Origin of the sequence: Burkholderia crassaminum, from assembly GCF_964265005.1 — a bacterium.
GTDB lineage: Bacteria > Pseudomonadota > Gammaproteobacteria > Burkholderiales > Burkholderiaceae > Burkholderia.
This window is the reverse complement of the sequence record NZ_OZ183801.1, coordinates 351,077-367,285: the sequence shown is the minus strand read 5'-3', so window position 1 is coordinate 367,285 and position 16,209 is coordinate 351,077. Positions and strand designations below refer to the sequence as shown.

Sequence of the window (16,209 nt, the reverse complement as noted above, 5' to 3'; positions counted from 1 at the left end):
GTTTCTGCTCCGCTATTGCTTGGCCGCAGTACTGGCGGCGGGCGGCGCGCCTTGCGCCTCGATATACGCCACCAGCGCGGACAGCTCCTGGTCGCTCAGGTCGAAGTGCGGCATGATCGGCGAGAAGCCCTTCACGACCCGCGCCGTCGGATTGCGGATGAACGCGCGCAGATAGGCTTCGTCCACCTTCTCGGTGCTGCCGTCAGCCATCGTTTCGGTCTTGCCGTACAGGCCTTTCCAGGTCGGGCCCACGAGCGGGCTGCCGTCCACGGTATGGCAGGCGACGCAGCCCTTGGCCGCCGCGAGCGTCTTGCCCAGTTCGGCCAGCGCCTTCGCGCTGCCGCCGGCAGCGGCCGGTGCGGCCTGCACGTGGGCGAGTTGCTGCTGCGCGAAGGTGGTCTGCTGCGCGAGCCAGCGCGAGAACGCGGCTTCGTCTTCCACGACCACCACGCCGCGCATCCCGGAGTGCCCGATCCCGCAGAGCTGCGCGCACAGGATGTCGTAGCGCCCTGCCTTGGTCGGCGTGAACCAGAAGGTGGTCACCATGCCCGGCACCATGTTCATCCGCGCCCGGAACGGCGGAACGTAGAAGTCGTGCAGCACGTCGCGCGAACGCGTCAGGACCTGGATCGGCCGGTTCAGCGGCAGGTGTACCTCGGGCGTTTCGATCAGGTAATTGTCGCGGCCGTTGGGGTCGGCGGGGTTCAGGCCGAACGGGTTGTCGTTGCTGATGTAGCGCACGTCGGTCGTGCCCAGCTTGCCGCCGGGGCCGGCGAAGCGGAAACGCCATTGCCATTGCTGGCCGAGCACTTCCATCTGCAGCACGTTGCGCGGCGGCCGGATGTAGTCCGCGTAGACGAACAGCCCCGGCGCCAGCAACGCCGCCACGCCGACGGCGGTCAGGCCGATCAGCCACCATTCCAGCTTCCGGTTGTGCGGCTCGTAGGCCGCGCGATGCCCGCTGCGGTGGCGATAGCGCACCAGTGCGACGACGATGAACAGGTTGATGGCGATGAAGAGTGCACCGGTGATGACGAGCGTGATCGTCAGCATGTCGTCCATGCGCACCCAGTTCGACGCGATCGGCGTGATCCACCACGGACTGGCAAAGTGAAACCCCACCGCCAATACGATGATCAGGACCAGGGCAATCGCAAGGGCCATAGGCCGCCTCGCTGCGTGTCACTCGCCGGAGCCGCCGACACCGGGTTCCGTGTCTCCCGCGAACGCTGCGTGGTCAAGCTCGGCGCGGCGGGAAACGCAATGTGTCAGTCGTCCACGTTCTGCTTGCGCAATCGCTCCAGCCTGCCGTAGGTGATGGCCGCAACCACGCCGAACAACAGGTTGGCCAACAAGGGCCCGGAACCCCGCTCGGAGACGAACCACGGGAACACGGCCGTCATGACGTAGAAGTTCCACCCATACGCGACGATCCCGAACGCCAGCCCGATGGCGGCTTCCATGGCCACGCTCGAATCGAGGCGGAAAGGCGCCATGATCGCGGCGAGCATCATCCCCATGATCGCGCCGAGCACGTAGTGCAGCAGCAGCGCCATCGCCACGATTTCAAGGTTGAATTGCGTCATCAGGCCGAGTGCGCTGCGGCCCATCACCATCGCCGCGATCTTGTGTGTCGGTTGCCACGGGCTTGAGCCGAGCACGAGTGTCGACCAGACGAATTCCAGCGCGATCACCAGCGCACCGCCTGCGAGACCGGCCACGGCGGCGGCGACCCAGTCCGGCGTACGACGCTCCCAATGGTGCGATTGAATGTGCAGTTCCATACGACCTCCTTGCCGGCGGTTCGACGTCGGCGCTTCGGTTCCGAGGGCGTCACGCGCGTCGGGCCTGCGTCTCTTGCGCGATTCGGAAGCGCGGACCGGGTTGCCTGCGCAACATGCGAACGCCCCTCTCCGCGCTCCGCCCGCGGCCGTGCGCTCGACGAAATGCGTCGATGAACCCGGGTATCGGGCAGGCAGGCTTGCTGTCGCGCGTCAGGGGAAGATCGGTGTCGTAGGCTCGGCGCCTTCCAGGTCCGCCTTCGGAAAATGCTGGGCGACCATCTCTTCGATTTCCTGCTCTCGCAATGCCGGCACGTCGGCCATGATCAGGATCTGGCCTTCCTGTATGGCCTCGCGAAATCGCTGGAGTCGCGCGTTCGGCTCGGCGATGCCGATCATCGCGGCGGTCCACGCCCCGAAACCCGCTCCGGCCAACGTCAACCCGACGACGGCGCCGCCTGCGATCACGAGCTCCGCCGGGGGAAATACCAGCGCGACGAGGCCGATCAGCGCACCCGCCGCGCCGCCAAGCGCGACGCCGCGCTCGAGCGCATGCACGACATCGCTGCTTTGCAGCAACGATGCTTCGGGTAACTGATCGAGTGTGACGCTGTGATCGGCGAGAACGTGGATATGGCGCCAGATAATGCGTGCGCGCAATAGATCGTCGACGATGGCCTTCGCCATCTGCGTATCGGGTACGAGGAAATAAAGGCGTCTCATGTCGGCACCCCTTTTCTTGCAATCAAGTCGTCCTCAAGGGACTGTTTTATATTCTATGTCAGCATCGGCGACGCGCTAGGTGCGCGTGGGCCAGCGCCGGGGCCGCACGCGTGCATTCGGCACGCGCGGCAGGTGTGGCTGAAGAGGGGTGAGTTGTCGTCGATCACGGTCGATCGATGCAGGGCGACGCGGCACGCGCGGCATTCGCCCCTGATTGGCGTTATCCGCGTTTTCGCAACGGCTCCAGCAAGTCCCGCAGGCCGTTGTGATCGATCTCGTGCATCAGCGCGAGCTGCCGACCGATTTCGCCGCGCGGGAACCCTTCGCGGGCCAGCCAGTTGAGGTATGGCCCAGGCAGGTCGGCAATGAGTCGGCCCTTGTACTTTCCAAAGGGCATGGTGACGGTGACGAGGTGTTCGAGGTCTGGGGTCTGCATGCGGGTATTGTGCACGGCTTTCCGCTCCTGCCGCGTGCCGGGCTGTCCAGGCCGACCGAAGGTCGTGAAACCTGCCCCTCACGGGAAGCCGAATCGGGAAACCGCGCCGGGTTGACGGCCGTCGATCATGTCCGGCGCGCAGCAGCCGATTGTTGCGCGTTGCGCAGCGTGAACCCGTCGGATCGAACTCCGGCGAATACGGATGAGCCGGCCGGCATGACGCACGAACCGGCGAGGCGGCAAACCCTCCGACAACGACCTCGCGCAAAGAACACAGCGAACCGCCTGCGCCCCTTTTCTGGCCTGCTAGACTGGAATTCCCCCCTGCAAACGATGGAGGGAATCATGTTGTCCGTCTACGTCGTGAAGACCGGCGAGCAGTTCCTCTGCACCGCCGAGGATGGCGATATCGGCATGGCACCGGCGGTCGAAGATGCCACGTCGTTTCGTTCGTATGAGGAAGCGGAAAAGGCGGCGCACGTGCATGCCGACCCCGGATACGAAATCGTGGCCGTTTGCGTGCTCAAACACTGACGTGGCGCCCGCTGCCGGGCGCCCGGCTCGTCCACACTCGCGTCAGGCGGCCGCCTCTCCATTGCGATCCTGCCCATCCGGTCGCGGCCTCACGCGCTCCGTCTCCGTCTCCATCAAGCGGCGGCGCGCGGCTGCGGTAACAACACCCGCCTGGTAACGCAATTCGGTAGCGGGCGCCGATGAACCCACGTCATCGACGCCCGCGCACCGGCCCGCAGGCCGGTCATACGGCCTCAGCCTTCGCTGCCGGCCGCCCCCTTCCCGCCGAACGCCTCGCACTCCGGCTTGTCCCACCGCGTCTTCACCACGCGGTTATCCGAATCGAACCGGATCTGGTACTGGCAGGTCGCGACCTTGCCGGCCTCGCGGAACTGGAACAGGTAGTTCCACGTCCGCACGTGGAAGATCCACTCGTGAAAATGCGGCGGGCCGAGCAGCTCGTACAGCTGGTTCTTCGTCACCCCCGGCTGGACCTGCGCCAGATTGGCGAGATTCGGGTACGTCCCCTCGGGCAGCGTGGCCGTATCGGCGGACGGGAACGGCGGATCGCCCTGCTGCGTGGCGCATCCGGTCAGGCCGGCCGCAGCGAGCAGTGCCGCGGCCGCGAACTTTGCAAGATTTGCGTTCATGTTTGGCATCGTTTGAATGGAAGGGAAACGGCGCGGGCCGCGGCTCACCACTGGTACCCGGCACCGACCACCGCGCCATACGTGCCGCGCGTGTTGGTCGAGACGGCCGCCTTGTAGACCCAGTGGTTGTTCTCCGAGATCGTCGAAATACCGAGCGCCTGCCCCGACTGGCCGCGATACACGCTGCCGGCCAGCGCGACCATGCTCTTGCCCGGCCCCGACGGTTGCGGCAGGCCGGCCACGGCCATCGCCGTCGCCGTGCCGCCGTCCGCGTCGCGGCGGTAGCTGTCGAGGCTGTTGCGCAGGCCGGCGACCTGGCCGTCCGTGTAGCTGTTCGCCTGCGACAGCGTGTTGCCCACGCTGGCGTTCAGCTGGTTCACGTTGACCGCGTCGGTGCCCTGCGTGCCGGCCGCGACGTTGACGACCTGGCGCGCCGAATCCGCGGAGCCCACGGCGACGACGTTCGAGCGGCCGCCATCGTTGCTGCCCGTGCCGATCGCGGCCGAATTGCTGCCCGCCGCGGTCGACCCGACGCCGATCGCGGTCGACCCGTTGCCGGACGCCACCGATCCGTTGCCGACCGCCGTGCTGTTCGAGCCCGAAGCGATCGCGCCCGACCCGCCCGCCGACGAATTCGATCCCGTCGAGCCCGGCGGCACGTTCGTGCCGGTCGGGTTCGTCGTGTACGACCCGCCGAGATTCGACGTGCGCTGGGTGATCAACGTCGTCAACTGGTTGGCGACCGAGTCGAGCTGCGACACGTTCACCGCATCGGTGCCGTTCTTGCCGGCCGCGAGGCCGGTGATCTGCCGGTTGCCGACGTTCACTTCGCCGGCCGACGACTGCGGGCTGCTCAGGCCATACGCGATGTAGTTCGTCTGCGCGCCGACAGTGGTCAGCGAACCCGCGCCGAGCGCGACGCTGTTCGCGAACGTCGCCGTCGCGCCGGCGCCGAGCGCGAGCGCATCGGTCGCGGTGCTGCGTGCGCCGGAACCTACCGCGACGCTGCCGACGCTCACCGCGACCGCGTTGGCGCCCTGCGCCACCGACTGCGCGCCGGTGGCCGTCGCGCCGCTGCCGAGCGCCATCGCGTCGGCCTGCGCGGCGCTCGCCGCCTGGCCGATCGCCACGCCGCCCGGCGCGGTCGCGTCGACGATCGCACCGTTGCCGATACCCACGCCGTTGTCGCCGTTGACCACCGTCGTCGGGCCGACCGCGACCGACTCCGCACCGACCGCGAGCGAATCCACGGCCGTCGAGTTCGCGTGGAAGTACTTCGTGGTCGTGACCGCGAACGACTGCAGCGCGCCGGCCAGCTGCCGCACGGTCACCGCGTCCTGCTGGCCGGTGCCGTCCGCGACGTTGGTGATCTGGCGATACGTCTTGCTCGTCGCGTCGCCGACCGATACCGCACCCAGCAGCGTCTGGTCGGTCGTGTTGAACGGAATCGACGCGCTGCCGTTGCGGAGGATCCCCGAAGCCGGCGCCGTCGCGCGATCGGACACCGAACCGGCGCCAAGCGCGATGCTGCCGTCCACCTTCGCGATCGCGTTCGGGCCGATCGCGACGCTGTCGAGCCCGAGCGCCTGGCTGTCCGGCGCGGTCGAGTTCGCGTGGAAATACTTGATGCCGTGCGCGTTGATGTTGTCGATCGCCGAGCCGACGTTGTTGTTGACCGTCGTCGAGCCGTCGCTGTTGTACGTCACGTACGACGGCGCGGAGATCGTGCCGGTCGTCGGGTTGTAGGTCGCCCCGCCGCCGAGCCCGCCGGCCGTGCTGTTGCCGAGATTGGTGTTGTTCGACGCGATCGAGCTGAGGCCCGTCGACAGCGAACCGATGCCGGTCGACGTCGCGGTGGACAGCGACGTCAGGTTGCTGTTCGTGCTCGACAGGCCAGTGGACAGCGAGCCGACGGTCGTCGAGGTCGACGTCGACAGCGATGAAATCGAGCTGGTCGTCGAACTGAGGCCGGTGGACAGCGAACCGATACTCGTCGACGTGGCGGTCGACAGCGATGTCACGCTGCTGTTCGTCGTGCTCAGGCCGGTCGACAGCGACGCGACGCCGGTGGACAGCGAACCGACGATCGTCGAGGTCGAGGTCGACAGGGACGTGATGGAGCTGTTGGTCGACGACAGGCCGGTGGACAGTGAGCCGACCGCCGTCGACGTGGAGGTCGACAGCGACGTGATCGTGCTGTTCGTCGAGCTCAGGCCGGTGGACAACGAGCCGACGGCCGTCGAGGTCGACGTCGACAACGACGTTACCGCGCTGTTGGTCGAACTCAGGCCGGTGGACAGCGAACCGACGATCGTCGACGTGGATGTCGACAGCGACGTGACCGCGCTGTTGGTGGAACTCAGGCCGGTGGACAACGAGCTGATGCCGGTCGATGTCGAAGTCGACAACGAAGCGACCGAGCTGTTGGTTGAACTCAGGCCGGTCGAAGCCGACGTGGACAGCGACGTGATCGCGCTGTTGGTCGACGACAGGCCGGTCGACGTGGACGTCGACAATGACGTCACTGCGCTGTTGGTGGAACTCAGGCCCGTCGACAACGAAGTGATGCCCGTCGACGTCGACGTGGACAGCGACGTGATCGCGCTATTGGCCGACGACAGGCCGGTCGACGTGGACGTCGACAATGACGTTACCGAGCTGTTGGTCGAACTCAGGCCCGTCGACAACGAGGTGATGCCGGTCGACGTCGATGTGGAGAGCGACGCGATTGAGCTGTTGGCCGACGACAACCCGGTCGACGTGGACGTCGACAATGACGTCACTGCGCTGTTGGTCGAACTCAGGCCCGTCGACAACGAAGTGATGCCGGTCGACGTCGACGTGGACAACGACGTGATCGCGCTGTTGGCCGACGACAGGCCGGTCGACGTGGACGTCGACAATGACGTTACCGAGCTGTTGGTCGAACTCAGGCCCGTCGACAACGAAGTGATGCCCGTCGACGTCGACGTGGACAACGACGTGATCGAGCTGTTGGCCGACGACAACCCGGTCGACGTGGAGGTCGACAACGACGTTACCGAGCTGTTGGTCGAACTTAGGCCCGTCGACAACGAAGTGATGCCCGTCGACGTCGACGTGGACAACGACGTTACCGAGCTGTTGGTCGAACTCAATCCCGTCGACAGCGAACTGATACCCGTCGACGTCGACGTGGACAGCGACGTGATCGCGCTATTTGCCGACGACAACCCAGTCGACGTGGAGGTCGACAACGAAGTCACCGAGCTATTGGTCGAACTCAATCCCGTCGACAGCGAGCTGATGCCCGTCGACGTCGATGTGGAAAGCGACGTGATCGCGCTGTTAGCCGATGACAACCCGGTAGACGCAGAGGTCGACAACGACGTTACCGAACTGTTGGTCGAACTCACCCCTGTCGACAACGAGCTGATCCCCGTCGAAGTCGACGTGGAAAGCGACGTGATCGCACTGTTGGCCGACGACAACCCGGTCGACAACGAACTGACGCTCGACGCAGTCGAAGTCGACAGCGAATTCACCGCCTGATTCGTCGCATCGAGCTGCGACCCGTTGATCGCATCCGTGCTCGCCGAACTGATGCGCCCGGCCGCGACATTGGTGATCTGGCGCTCGGTGCCCGCCGCCCCGACGCTGACGACACTGGTCGGCGACGTGCCGTTGAAGTTGTACGTAACGCCGCCAATCACAGCGCTTGCCGTCGGATTCGGCGCGGCTGTCGTTGAGCCCGAGCCGAGCGCGACGTCGTTTGCATTGTTCGCCACGGCCGACGCACCGAACGCCACCGCACCCGCCGCCGCGGCCGTCGACGTATTGCCGAGCGCGAGCGAACCGTTGCCCTGCGCAATGTTGGAATTGCCGATTGCGACCGCACCGTTGCCGTTCGCCGTGTTGTTCGCCCCGGCCGTGACCGCGCCGGTGCCGATCGCGGTGCTCGGATCGCCGATCGCCACCGCACCGTTGCCGCTGACGGTCTGGCCCAGGCCGAGCGCGACGGCGCCGGCGCCGCTCAGCACCTTCGAGCTGTTGCCGCCGGCGATCGAGCCCGCGCCTGCCGCGGCGGCGACAGAATTGCTGTCGCCGATCGCCACCGTGGACGCCGCCGCCGCGGTGCTGTTGACGCCGATGGCCGTCGCATTCGTGGCCGACGCCGTCGCACCCGAACCCAGGGCCGTCGCCGAGACGCCGCTGCCGAGCGCGAGATTACCGAGCGCGACCGCGAACTGCTGGGTCGCGGTCGACTGCACGCCTGCCGCGATCGAAGTGACGCCCGACGCATTCGCGTTCAGGCCGAATGCCATCGCCTGATCGGCGCCGGCCGTCGTGGCCGAGCCGAGCGCGATCGAACTGGTGCCGAGCGACTGCGTGCCCGAGCCCGCTACGCCGGCTATCCCGCCCCAGCCGATCGCGATCGACGTCGCGCCCTTCGCGCCGCTGTTGACGCCCATCGCGATCGAGGAATTGCCGGTCGTCAGCGCACCGCTGCCCACCGCCACGCCGGCCGCGCCGGAACTCGTCGACTGGTTGCCGAGCGCAATCGCGCCCTGGTTGGTCGCCTGTGACGAATAACCGAGCGCAATGCTGCTGATGCCCGACGAAGTCGAGCCGGCCCCAAACGCAACCGCATACTGACCGGAGGCCGTTGCATTGCTCCCGAGTCCGACGGCGGACGCGCCGGTCGCGATCGCGGCACTGCCGATCGCCACCGCTCCGGACTGCGTCGCCTGCGCATTGATGCCGACCGCCGTCGACGCATCGGCCATCGCATGCGCGCCCGGGCCCAGCGCCGTGGCCGACACGCCTTGCGCCGTCGACAGGTTGCCCAGCGCGGTGGAGTTCTGCTGCGCGGCACTCGACCCGACGCCGATCGAGATCGACGTCACGCCGCCGGTAGCCGAGCCGCCATCCGGCGCGTACTGCGCGTGCGCACCCGCATGGAACAACGCAAGATACGCGGACGCCATCAGCACGGCCAATCGTCGCGGCGACGGCATCGAGGGCGTGCCCGCGCGGCGCGCAACGCCCTCGCTCGCGGCATGCCCGGACGTGCCGCACGCCGACGCGACACGCTTGCCGCGCGCACGGTCAAGCTCGGAAGCCGCAACCCAGGCCCCCAGTGCTTCGTTCCAGATCGACTTGAACGACTTGTTCATCTTGTGTTCCCTCGGTTCTCATGTGCTGGATCACGCAGCAGCGAACGCGACGGCAGGCGATGACGCATCGGTCTGCCCCCTCGCCCGTGTCGCGATGCTCCGCGCTTCACTTTGGATAGCTAACTAAACGATCGAACAACGCTGCTCGGCAATCGCGATCGCCATGGCGATCGCACGACTGCACGCCGCACGTGCGTGACGGCACGTTGAGCGGCGGCACTCGCCGGTAATCGGGACATGGAGGTCGACGGCACGGGAAAAACGGCGACGCGCTGCCCCGCGCACCGCGAATCCGCGTGCGTGTGCCGTCGCGCCGAACCGGCGGCGACCTCGAATTTCATGGGAAGGCGTCGTTCAGACGCCGGATGGACGGATGCCGGCCCGAACCCCGGGACGGCCCGTCATGATTCATTCAGGAGGAGGATGACGCCGTGTAATCCCCGGGTGTGACGCATGCGCATCCGGTTCGCTCGAACCGGTGCGTTGACCTGTGATGCCTGTCGCGCTCATGTTTTTCGTGCCCGCCTGATTCGAGAACGCACTGCGCGATCGCGCCCGGACGGATCAGACCGCCGGGCGGCCCACGCGCAGCCGCTCACCCTCTCCGCCGGCAAGTCAAACGCTTTTCCGGGTTCCCGGAAAAAGCGCCTGACTTGCCGAACGACCCCCGCATCGATTAATCGGTCGAATTTCCTTGACGATTTTTCTTGTCGATGCGTCACACCCGAACCAGTCTCACAATTTTTCCGTTTCTCTTGTATACGAACCCATTCGGAAAATTATGAAACCTGTATTACCCTCGTGCCAATTTTTTTGTCCGTCATCGCATTCCCATACTCTGAGAATTGCCATCATTCGATGTCACATTGAATATCACGTCATCCGAATATGGCAGCGGCAAGGAATCCACGAACAGCCGTTCCCCTCGAAGAACCGATTCCAGCCGCGCCGGGGCTAGTGTGCCGGCATCCATTCAAACAAACCTTTTCCGGAGCGGAAAAATACTTTTCCCGAGCGGATGATATTTACATTCATACATTCCGGCTCGGAATCCGGCTTTCCATCAAAATAAATATTGACCGAAAATTCATAAAGCATTAATCAGGCGACCGCCGATTCGACGCATTTATTTCACATTGAAAGGAATCGCCTCTCGACACAACCCACCCGAATTCATCATGCGGGCCAATTCGATTTGATAATCGATAGAACCCGGAAATTAAGACCGATATTAAAAAGCACTTCGGCATGTTTTTCCACTCCCATTCCGTTCGGTCGCGCGTCGGTGCCGAAATCGCGCGGCGCCCCACCCCACAAGCCCCCACGAACCGCACGGAATCCTCACAGCCCGCAGGGTTGTCGACATATAATTTTTCGCAACAATCGAGCAGAAAGCGATGCTCTCAAGCTGACCGGCCACCCTTCCACCGCCTTCGCCACCATGTCATCCCGCTCGTCCAGTTCGGCGTCGCCTCGTCCCACGCCGGATCTCGCTGACGCACATATTCTTGTCGTCGACGATCGCCCGAACGACCTGCGGCTCCTGACTGAAATCCTGCGTGCCGCGCGGTGCCGGATCAGCGTCGCGTTCGACGGGCTGCAGGCCTATCACCGCGCCCAGGCGATCGCGCCCGACCTGATCCTGATGGATGTCCGCATGCCGCGCATGGACGGCTTCGCCGCGTGCCGGCTGCTGGCGTCGACCCCTTCGACACAAACGATCCCGGTCATCATCCTGACGGCCGCGGGCGATCTCGAGGATCGCATCGCGGGGCTCGAAACCGGTGCGATCGACTACATCGTCAAACCGTTCGAGCCGGCTGAAGTGCTGGCCCGGATCCGCAATCACCTGAAGCGCGCACGGCGCAGCCAGCCGTTCGCGCACCTGCCCGAACTGCCCGACAACCCGGATGCGGCCCTCGTGCGCGCGGCGACCGAGGTCCTGCTGCGCGACCTGCGCCATCCGCCGGCGCTCGAGGAGCTCGCCCGGCAGGTCGGCACGCACGAAAAGCGCCTGTCCCGCGTGTTCCGCGACCAGCTCGGCCAGACCGTGTTCGAGTACCTGCGCGATACGCGCCTGCGCGCCGCGATGCATTTCCTCGCGGAAACGTCGATGGGGATCGGCGACATCGCCGAGGAAATCGGCTTCTCCACGCCCGGCAATTTCGCGACGGCGTTCCGCGAGCGCTTCGGCATCACGCCGTCCGACTGGCGGCGCCAGCGCCACGCGGTCAACGCGCCGCCCGCGCCCGGCGGGCATCATCCCGATGCGTAGCCGCGACGCGGCGTGGGCAGCCGGATGGCGCGCGGTGCTGCTGCTCCTGGTCGCACTGGCCGTCACCTGCGCGACGGCCCGCGCGGCATCGACACCGAACCCCGCGCAGCTGGATGCCGTGTCGGTGTTCGAAGACACAAGCACGACGATGACCGCCGACCAGGTCGCCGCTCGTCTTGCCGACCGGTCGCACGATGCATCGACGACAACCGCGCGCTCGTTCAATATCGCGTTCTCGCGGTCGGCATGGTGGGTTCGCGCGACGCTGACCAACCGTGACAGCGCCGCACGTTCGCTGGTGCTGGTGATTCGCGACGCACGCGTCGACCGGGCCGACTTCTATGTCGGCCAGAACGGCCGGTGGACGCTCGACAACCGCTTCCCGGCCGCCAACGCCGGTGGTGGTAATGCCGGGCCGCCATCGCGCTACCCGGCACTCGACGTCACGCTGCCCGCCGGCGCAAGCGTCCCCGTGCTGATCCGCGTCACGTCGCGCAAGGAAATGCGGCTCGCACCGGCCGCATTCACTCACGCAGCATGGGATGCGCTGGAACGGCGCGCGACGATGTGGGACTTCGGTTTCTTCGGCGGGCTGCTCGCGCTCGTGTGGTGCGCGCTGCTGATCGGGTTCTTTTCGCGCAGCGGCGTGTTCTACGTCCTGGCCGGGCTTGCGCTGGGCACGACGCTGTTCGAGGCGGCCTACCGGGGCTATACGGCGATGGCGCTGCCGCCCGCGCTGCGCGAGTGGTCGGCGCGCGGCGAAATCATCTCCGTGTACCTGGCGATCGCCTGCTTCATCGTCTTCATCCTGACGGTCGCCCGGCGCGAACAGGCCAGGCTGCCGCTGCGCGCGGTCTACATGGTTTTCCTCGCGCTCGAGTTCATCGGCATGGCGGGCGCCGCAAGCGGCGACCTGCTGACCTTCACGTGGTTCTGCCTGCGGCTGAACGCGGTGCTGGGGATCGTCAACATCAGCCTCGCACTGTTGCTCGCCGTCCGCCGGACCCCCACCGGCCGCGTGATGCTGATCGCGATCGCGTTCGCCACCTTCAACATGCTGATCCGCGTGCTCGACGGCATGGACGCGCTGCCGCCGGTGCTGTCCTGGCTCAAGTCCGACATCTATCCGAACCCCGTCATCGCGGTCATCGGGCTCGCCACGCACCTGCTGGTGCTGGCCGCGTGGATCCACCACGTGGGCCGTCAGCGCACCGAGGCACGCAAGCGGCTCGAACACTGGCAGCTCACCGAACAGGATCGCCTGCGCGACGAAGTCGCACGCCGCACGCTCGCGCTCAACGACGCGCTGCAGCAGGTCACCACCCACATGCAGCAGAAGATCGAGACGCTCGGCTATGTCAGCCACGACCTGCGCGCGCCGCTGTCCACGATCAACGGCTACGCGAAGCTGCTGCTGCAAGGCGCGACGCACGGCCAGGCGCGGCTGATCCGCTCGATCGACCGCAGCATCCGCTACCAGCTCACGCTGATCGACGAACTGCTCGCGTTCACGAAGGCCGAGCTGCAGCCGCTCGGCGTGTCGCCGGACGCGACCGACCTGCCCGGCCTGCTCGACGACATCGGCCACTATGCCCTCGCGCTGTGCACGCAGCAGGACAACCGGTTCGTGTACCGGCCGGCCACGCCGCTGCCGCGCACGATGTCGATCGACGGGATGCGGCTGCAGCAGGTGCTGCTGAACCTGCTGTCCAACGCATCGAAGTTCACGCGCGACGGCACGGTCACGCTGTCGGTGCATGCGTCGCGCGAAGGCGACGCATGGCGCCTGCTGTTCGAGGTCGCCGATACGGGCATCGGCATCGACATCAGCGGCACCCGCGACATCTTTCGCGCGTACCAGCAGGTGCAGGCCGTCAACGGCGGAACCGGGCTCGGCCTGTTCATCGCGCAGCGCATCGTCGGCGCGATGGGCGGCGAGCTGGCCGTCGCCAGCCAGCCGGGCGTCGGCACGGCGTTCTCGTTCGCGATCGTTGCGCCGGCCGTCGGGCATGCACTCGTGCCGGCATCGGAACTCGTGCGGCGGTTTCATCCGGCGGACGATGTCGCGCCGGGCGGCGCCGCGCCCGCGATGGGCTGCCCGCCCGACGATGCGCTCGACGAGCTGATCCTGTTTGCCGGCAACGGGCAGCTCACCGATATCGAGGAATGGCTCGGGCAGTATGCGGACGAGCAGGACTACGCGGCCTTCGTGCAGGCGGTGCGCGAGCATCTCGATACGCTGGACCTGCACGCGATCGGGAAGCTGGCCGGCGCGCTGAAACGTGCGCGCGACGCGGCTGCAACGGATGACGCGGAGACAGACGCGGCCGGGCCGGCCTGATCGCGACCGGGCGCGCAGCTTCGGAGCGAATCCGCTTACCTGAACGCGCGGTGAAAGCGCGCAGAAAGAAACCAGTCACGCGGCGCTCCCGCGCCGGTACCCATCGCCGTTCACGCCGTCTTGCTCGAAATGGCGGCGGGATCGGACGCACACGAGCGGCGTGCCGTTCCATCGAGAATGTGCGAGCCAGCAATCGTTCGACTGACGAACCGGCTTCGACAGCCCCGTCCGTCCGCACACGTTTGCGCCGCTTCCGCACCGATTCGTTTCCCGTGCAGACCTCGATTTCGTTGCCGACCTGCCGTTAACCCGGCTTTCAGCACAGCCCGGTTCATCGCGCCGGTCTTCCCCCAACGAGCGCGTAGCATGCCCGCATCTACCTCCATCGAGAAAATCGCCGACTGGGCGGGACGAAACCATCTTGTCGTCGGCGCGCTCGGCACGCTGATGTCGCTTGCGGCGCTGGGCCTCAGCGCGATGACGCTCTGGGCCGCGAGAAGCGAAGTCGTCGAGCACGCGCACGAAACCTCGCGCAACGTCGCCGCCGTGCTGGTCAGCGAGATCGCGCGAACCGTCGAGACGTCCAACAACGCGCTGATCGCGCTCGCCGCCGATCTCGGCAAGCCGGCGGTGCGGCGCATGGACGCCGGGCTGCGGCACGACCTGCTGTTCCAGCGCGCCGCCGCGCAATACGTGACCGGGATGGGCGTGACAGACCAGGGCGGCCAGCTGATCGACGCGTGCTGCGGCCCGTCCCACCACTGGAACTTCGGCGATCGCGACTATTTCAAGGTCCATCGCGACTCGCCGAATGTCGGCCTTTACGTTTCCGAGGCCTATCGCGCACGCTCGCGCGGCGGCACGGCATCCATCGCGCTGTCCCGGCGCATCGAACGGCCCGACCACACGTTCAGCGGGATCGCGGTGGTCGCGATCGACCTCACGTATTTCGATCAGCTGCTGTCACGGCTGAACGTCGGGCAGCACGGCATCAGCGCGATCCTGCGCGCGGACGGCACCATCCTCGCCCGCAACCCGCCGGTGAGCGATCACCAGATGATCCGCCTGACTCGGTCGAACACCTTCGATCGCATGCTGAACCAGGATGCGGGATTCTATGCGGCCTACTCGCGCATCGACGGGACCTTGCGGCTCTATACGTTCCAGCGGGTGCCCGGTACGCCGCTGATCGCGGTCGTCGCCCCTGCCGAACGCGACGTGCTGGCCGATTTCATCCGCATGTCATGGTCGGTCGGCATATCGGCGTCGATCATCTGCGCGCTCTTCTGCACGGTCGTCTGGCTGCTCGCCTTCGCGTTGCGGGACAACCTTCGCAAGCAGACGCTGCTGACCGGCCTCACCCGCACCGATCCGCTGACCGGCCTGCACAACCGCCGCGCGCTCGACGCCGCGCTGGCCGACGAATGGGCGCGGCTCCAGCGCGGCCACGACGGCAGCCTGTCCGTGCTGTTCATCGATGCCGACCACTTCAAGCAGTACAACGACCGATACGGGCATGCGCAAGGCGACATCGCGCTCCGGTTCCTGGCCGAATGCATCCGTGCGCACACGCAGCGGCGCGGCGATCTCGCCGTGCGTTACGGCGGCGAAGAGTTCGTCGCGGTGTTGCCGGATACCGACGAAAACGGCGCCTCGCAAGTGGCGGAGGCCATTCGCCGGGACGTGGAAAGCAACCGGCTCGACGGATTTGCCGAGCCGGTTCCCCCTTTTACGGTGAGCATCGGCTGTGCGACTGCCCGCCCTGCGTACCCGTCTTCCATCGACGCGCTGTCGCGTCAGGCGGACGTCGCGCTGTACACCGCCAAGCGCCATGGACGCAACCGGGTCTGCCAGGCACCGGCGGAGCTGCACGAGCATGCGGCCTGAAAGCGCGTATCGATGCGTGATTTGACGCCGCGCATCCGGCGCGCGCGCTGAATCGCTAGGCGCCCGGGGGGAACACCGGCTGGTGCGTCAGCGCGCACCTGTACGGACAGTCTCGTTCATCGCGTCGGCAGATCGCTCCGCTCGCTCGACGAGGCGTGTCAGCCGCATGATGTCGGACAGCGCGAATTCGCTCGCGTCGGGCCTCGGCCGGCCGAGCTCGTCCGCCATGCGCGTCGCGAACGCAAGCGCTTCGGCGCGCTCGCGCAGCAGCGCGCGCAGCGCATCCGCGACAACGCGGCGGTCGCGCGGATCCCCGAGACCGAGTATCGGCCCGTGATCCTGTCCTGCGTCCGGCGTCGCGAGCGGCACGGCCGCCGCCTTCACGATGCGTGGCACGGGAACCGTGTTCCGTTTCATCCCTTCCCCCCGTTGATCGGCGACCGGCAT

Annotated in this window: 11 protein-coding genes; 4 read left to right on the top strand and 7 right to left on the bottom strand. The window is 66.6% G+C overall.

The window, feature by feature from the left end:
- Positions 1 to 12: 12 nt before the first annotated feature.
- The 4 genes from ACPTTF_RS34880 to ACPTTF_RS34865 form a co-directional block, all read right to left on the bottom strand.
- Positions 13 to 1,164 carry a c-type cytochrome gene (locus ACPTTF_RS34880; protein WP_423372142.1) on the bottom strand — a complete coding sequence of 384 codons (1,152 nt, stop codon included), beginning with the start codon at positions 1,162 to 1,164 and terminating at the stop codon, positions 13 to 15.
- Between the two features lie 104 nt (positions 1,165 to 1,268).
- On the bottom strand, positions 1,269 to 1,784 hold the full coding sequence (locus ACPTTF_RS34875; RefSeq protein WP_423372141.1) for a hypothetical protein: 516 nt from the start codon (positions 1,782 to 1,784) through the stop codon (positions 1,269 to 1,271).
- A 210-nt stretch (positions 1,785 to 1,994) separates the two neighbouring features.
- The gene (locus ACPTTF_RS34870) at positions 1,995 to 2,504 is read right to left on the bottom strand and encodes a hypothetical protein (RefSeq protein WP_043184322.1); all 510 of its coding nucleotides are present in this window, start codon (positions 2,502 to 2,504) and stop codon (positions 1,995 to 1,997) included.
- A gap of 220 nt (positions 2,505 to 2,724) precedes the next feature.
- Positions 2,725 to 2,940 (bottom strand): DUF3820 family protein, encoded by a 216-nt coding sequence (locus ACPTTF_RS34865; protein WP_027792801.1) that lies wholly within the window; start codon positions 2,938 to 2,940, stop codon positions 2,725 to 2,727.
- Between the two features lie 345 nt (positions 2,941 to 3,285).
- Between ACPTTF_RS34865 and ACPTTF_RS34860 the strand changes: the two genes are divergently transcribed.
- On the top strand, positions 3,286 to 3,474 hold the full coding sequence (locus ACPTTF_RS34860) for a hypothetical protein (RefSeq protein WP_423372140.1): 189 nt from the start codon (positions 3,286 to 3,288) through the stop codon (positions 3,472 to 3,474).
- A 233-nt stretch (positions 3,475 to 3,707) separates the two neighbouring features.
- Here the strand turns inward: ACPTTF_RS34860 and ACPTTF_RS34855 are convergent, their stop codons facing one another.
- Complete coding sequence (locus ACPTTF_RS34855; protein WP_423372139.1) at positions 3,708 to 4,103, bottom strand: outer membrane protein assembly factor BamE; 396 nt, start codon at positions 4,101 to 4,103, stop codon at positions 3,708 to 3,710.
- Positions 4,104 to 4,147: 44 nt separating this feature from the next.
- Complete coding sequence (locus ACPTTF_RS34850; RefSeq protein WP_423372138.1) at positions 4,148 to 9,259, bottom strand: YadA-like family protein; 5,112 nt, start codon at positions 9,257 to 9,259, stop codon at positions 4,148 to 4,150.
- Between the two features lie 1,441 nt (positions 9,260 to 10,700).
- On the opposite strand from ACPTTF_RS34850, the gene ACPTTF_RS34845 reads away from it, so the two are divergent.
- From ACPTTF_RS34845 to ACPTTF_RS34835, 3 genes are all read left to right on the top strand, one after another.
- Entirely contained in the window at positions 10,701 to 11,534 is an 834-nt protein-coding gene (locus tag ACPTTF_RS34845; RefSeq protein ID WP_166958814.1) for a response regulator transcription factor, read from the top strand.
- Positions 11,527 to 13,875 (top strand): sensor histidine kinase, encoded by a 2,349-nt coding sequence (locus tag ACPTTF_RS34840; protein ID WP_423372137.1) that lies wholly within the window; start codon positions 11,527 to 11,529, stop codon positions 13,873 to 13,875. Before ACPTTF_RS34845 ends, ACPTTF_RS34840 begins: the two co-directional genes overlap by 8 nt.
- A gap of 366 nt (positions 13,876 to 14,241) precedes the next feature.
- Positions 14,242 to 15,762 carry a diguanylate cyclase gene (locus ACPTTF_RS34835; RefSeq protein WP_423372614.1) on the top strand — a complete coding sequence of 507 codons (1,521 nt, stop codon included), beginning with the start codon at positions 14,242 to 14,244 and terminating at the stop codon, positions 15,760 to 15,762.
- An 87-nt stretch (positions 15,763 to 15,849) separates the two neighbouring features.
- Here the strand turns inward: ACPTTF_RS34835 and ACPTTF_RS34830 are convergent, their stop codons facing one another.
- Positions 15,850 to 16,179, bottom strand: coding sequence for a hypothetical protein (locus ACPTTF_RS34830; protein ID WP_423372136.1), 330 nt, complete (start codon positions 16,177 to 16,179; stop codon positions 15,850 to 15,852).
- Positions 16,180 to 16,209 lie beyond the last annotated feature (30 nt).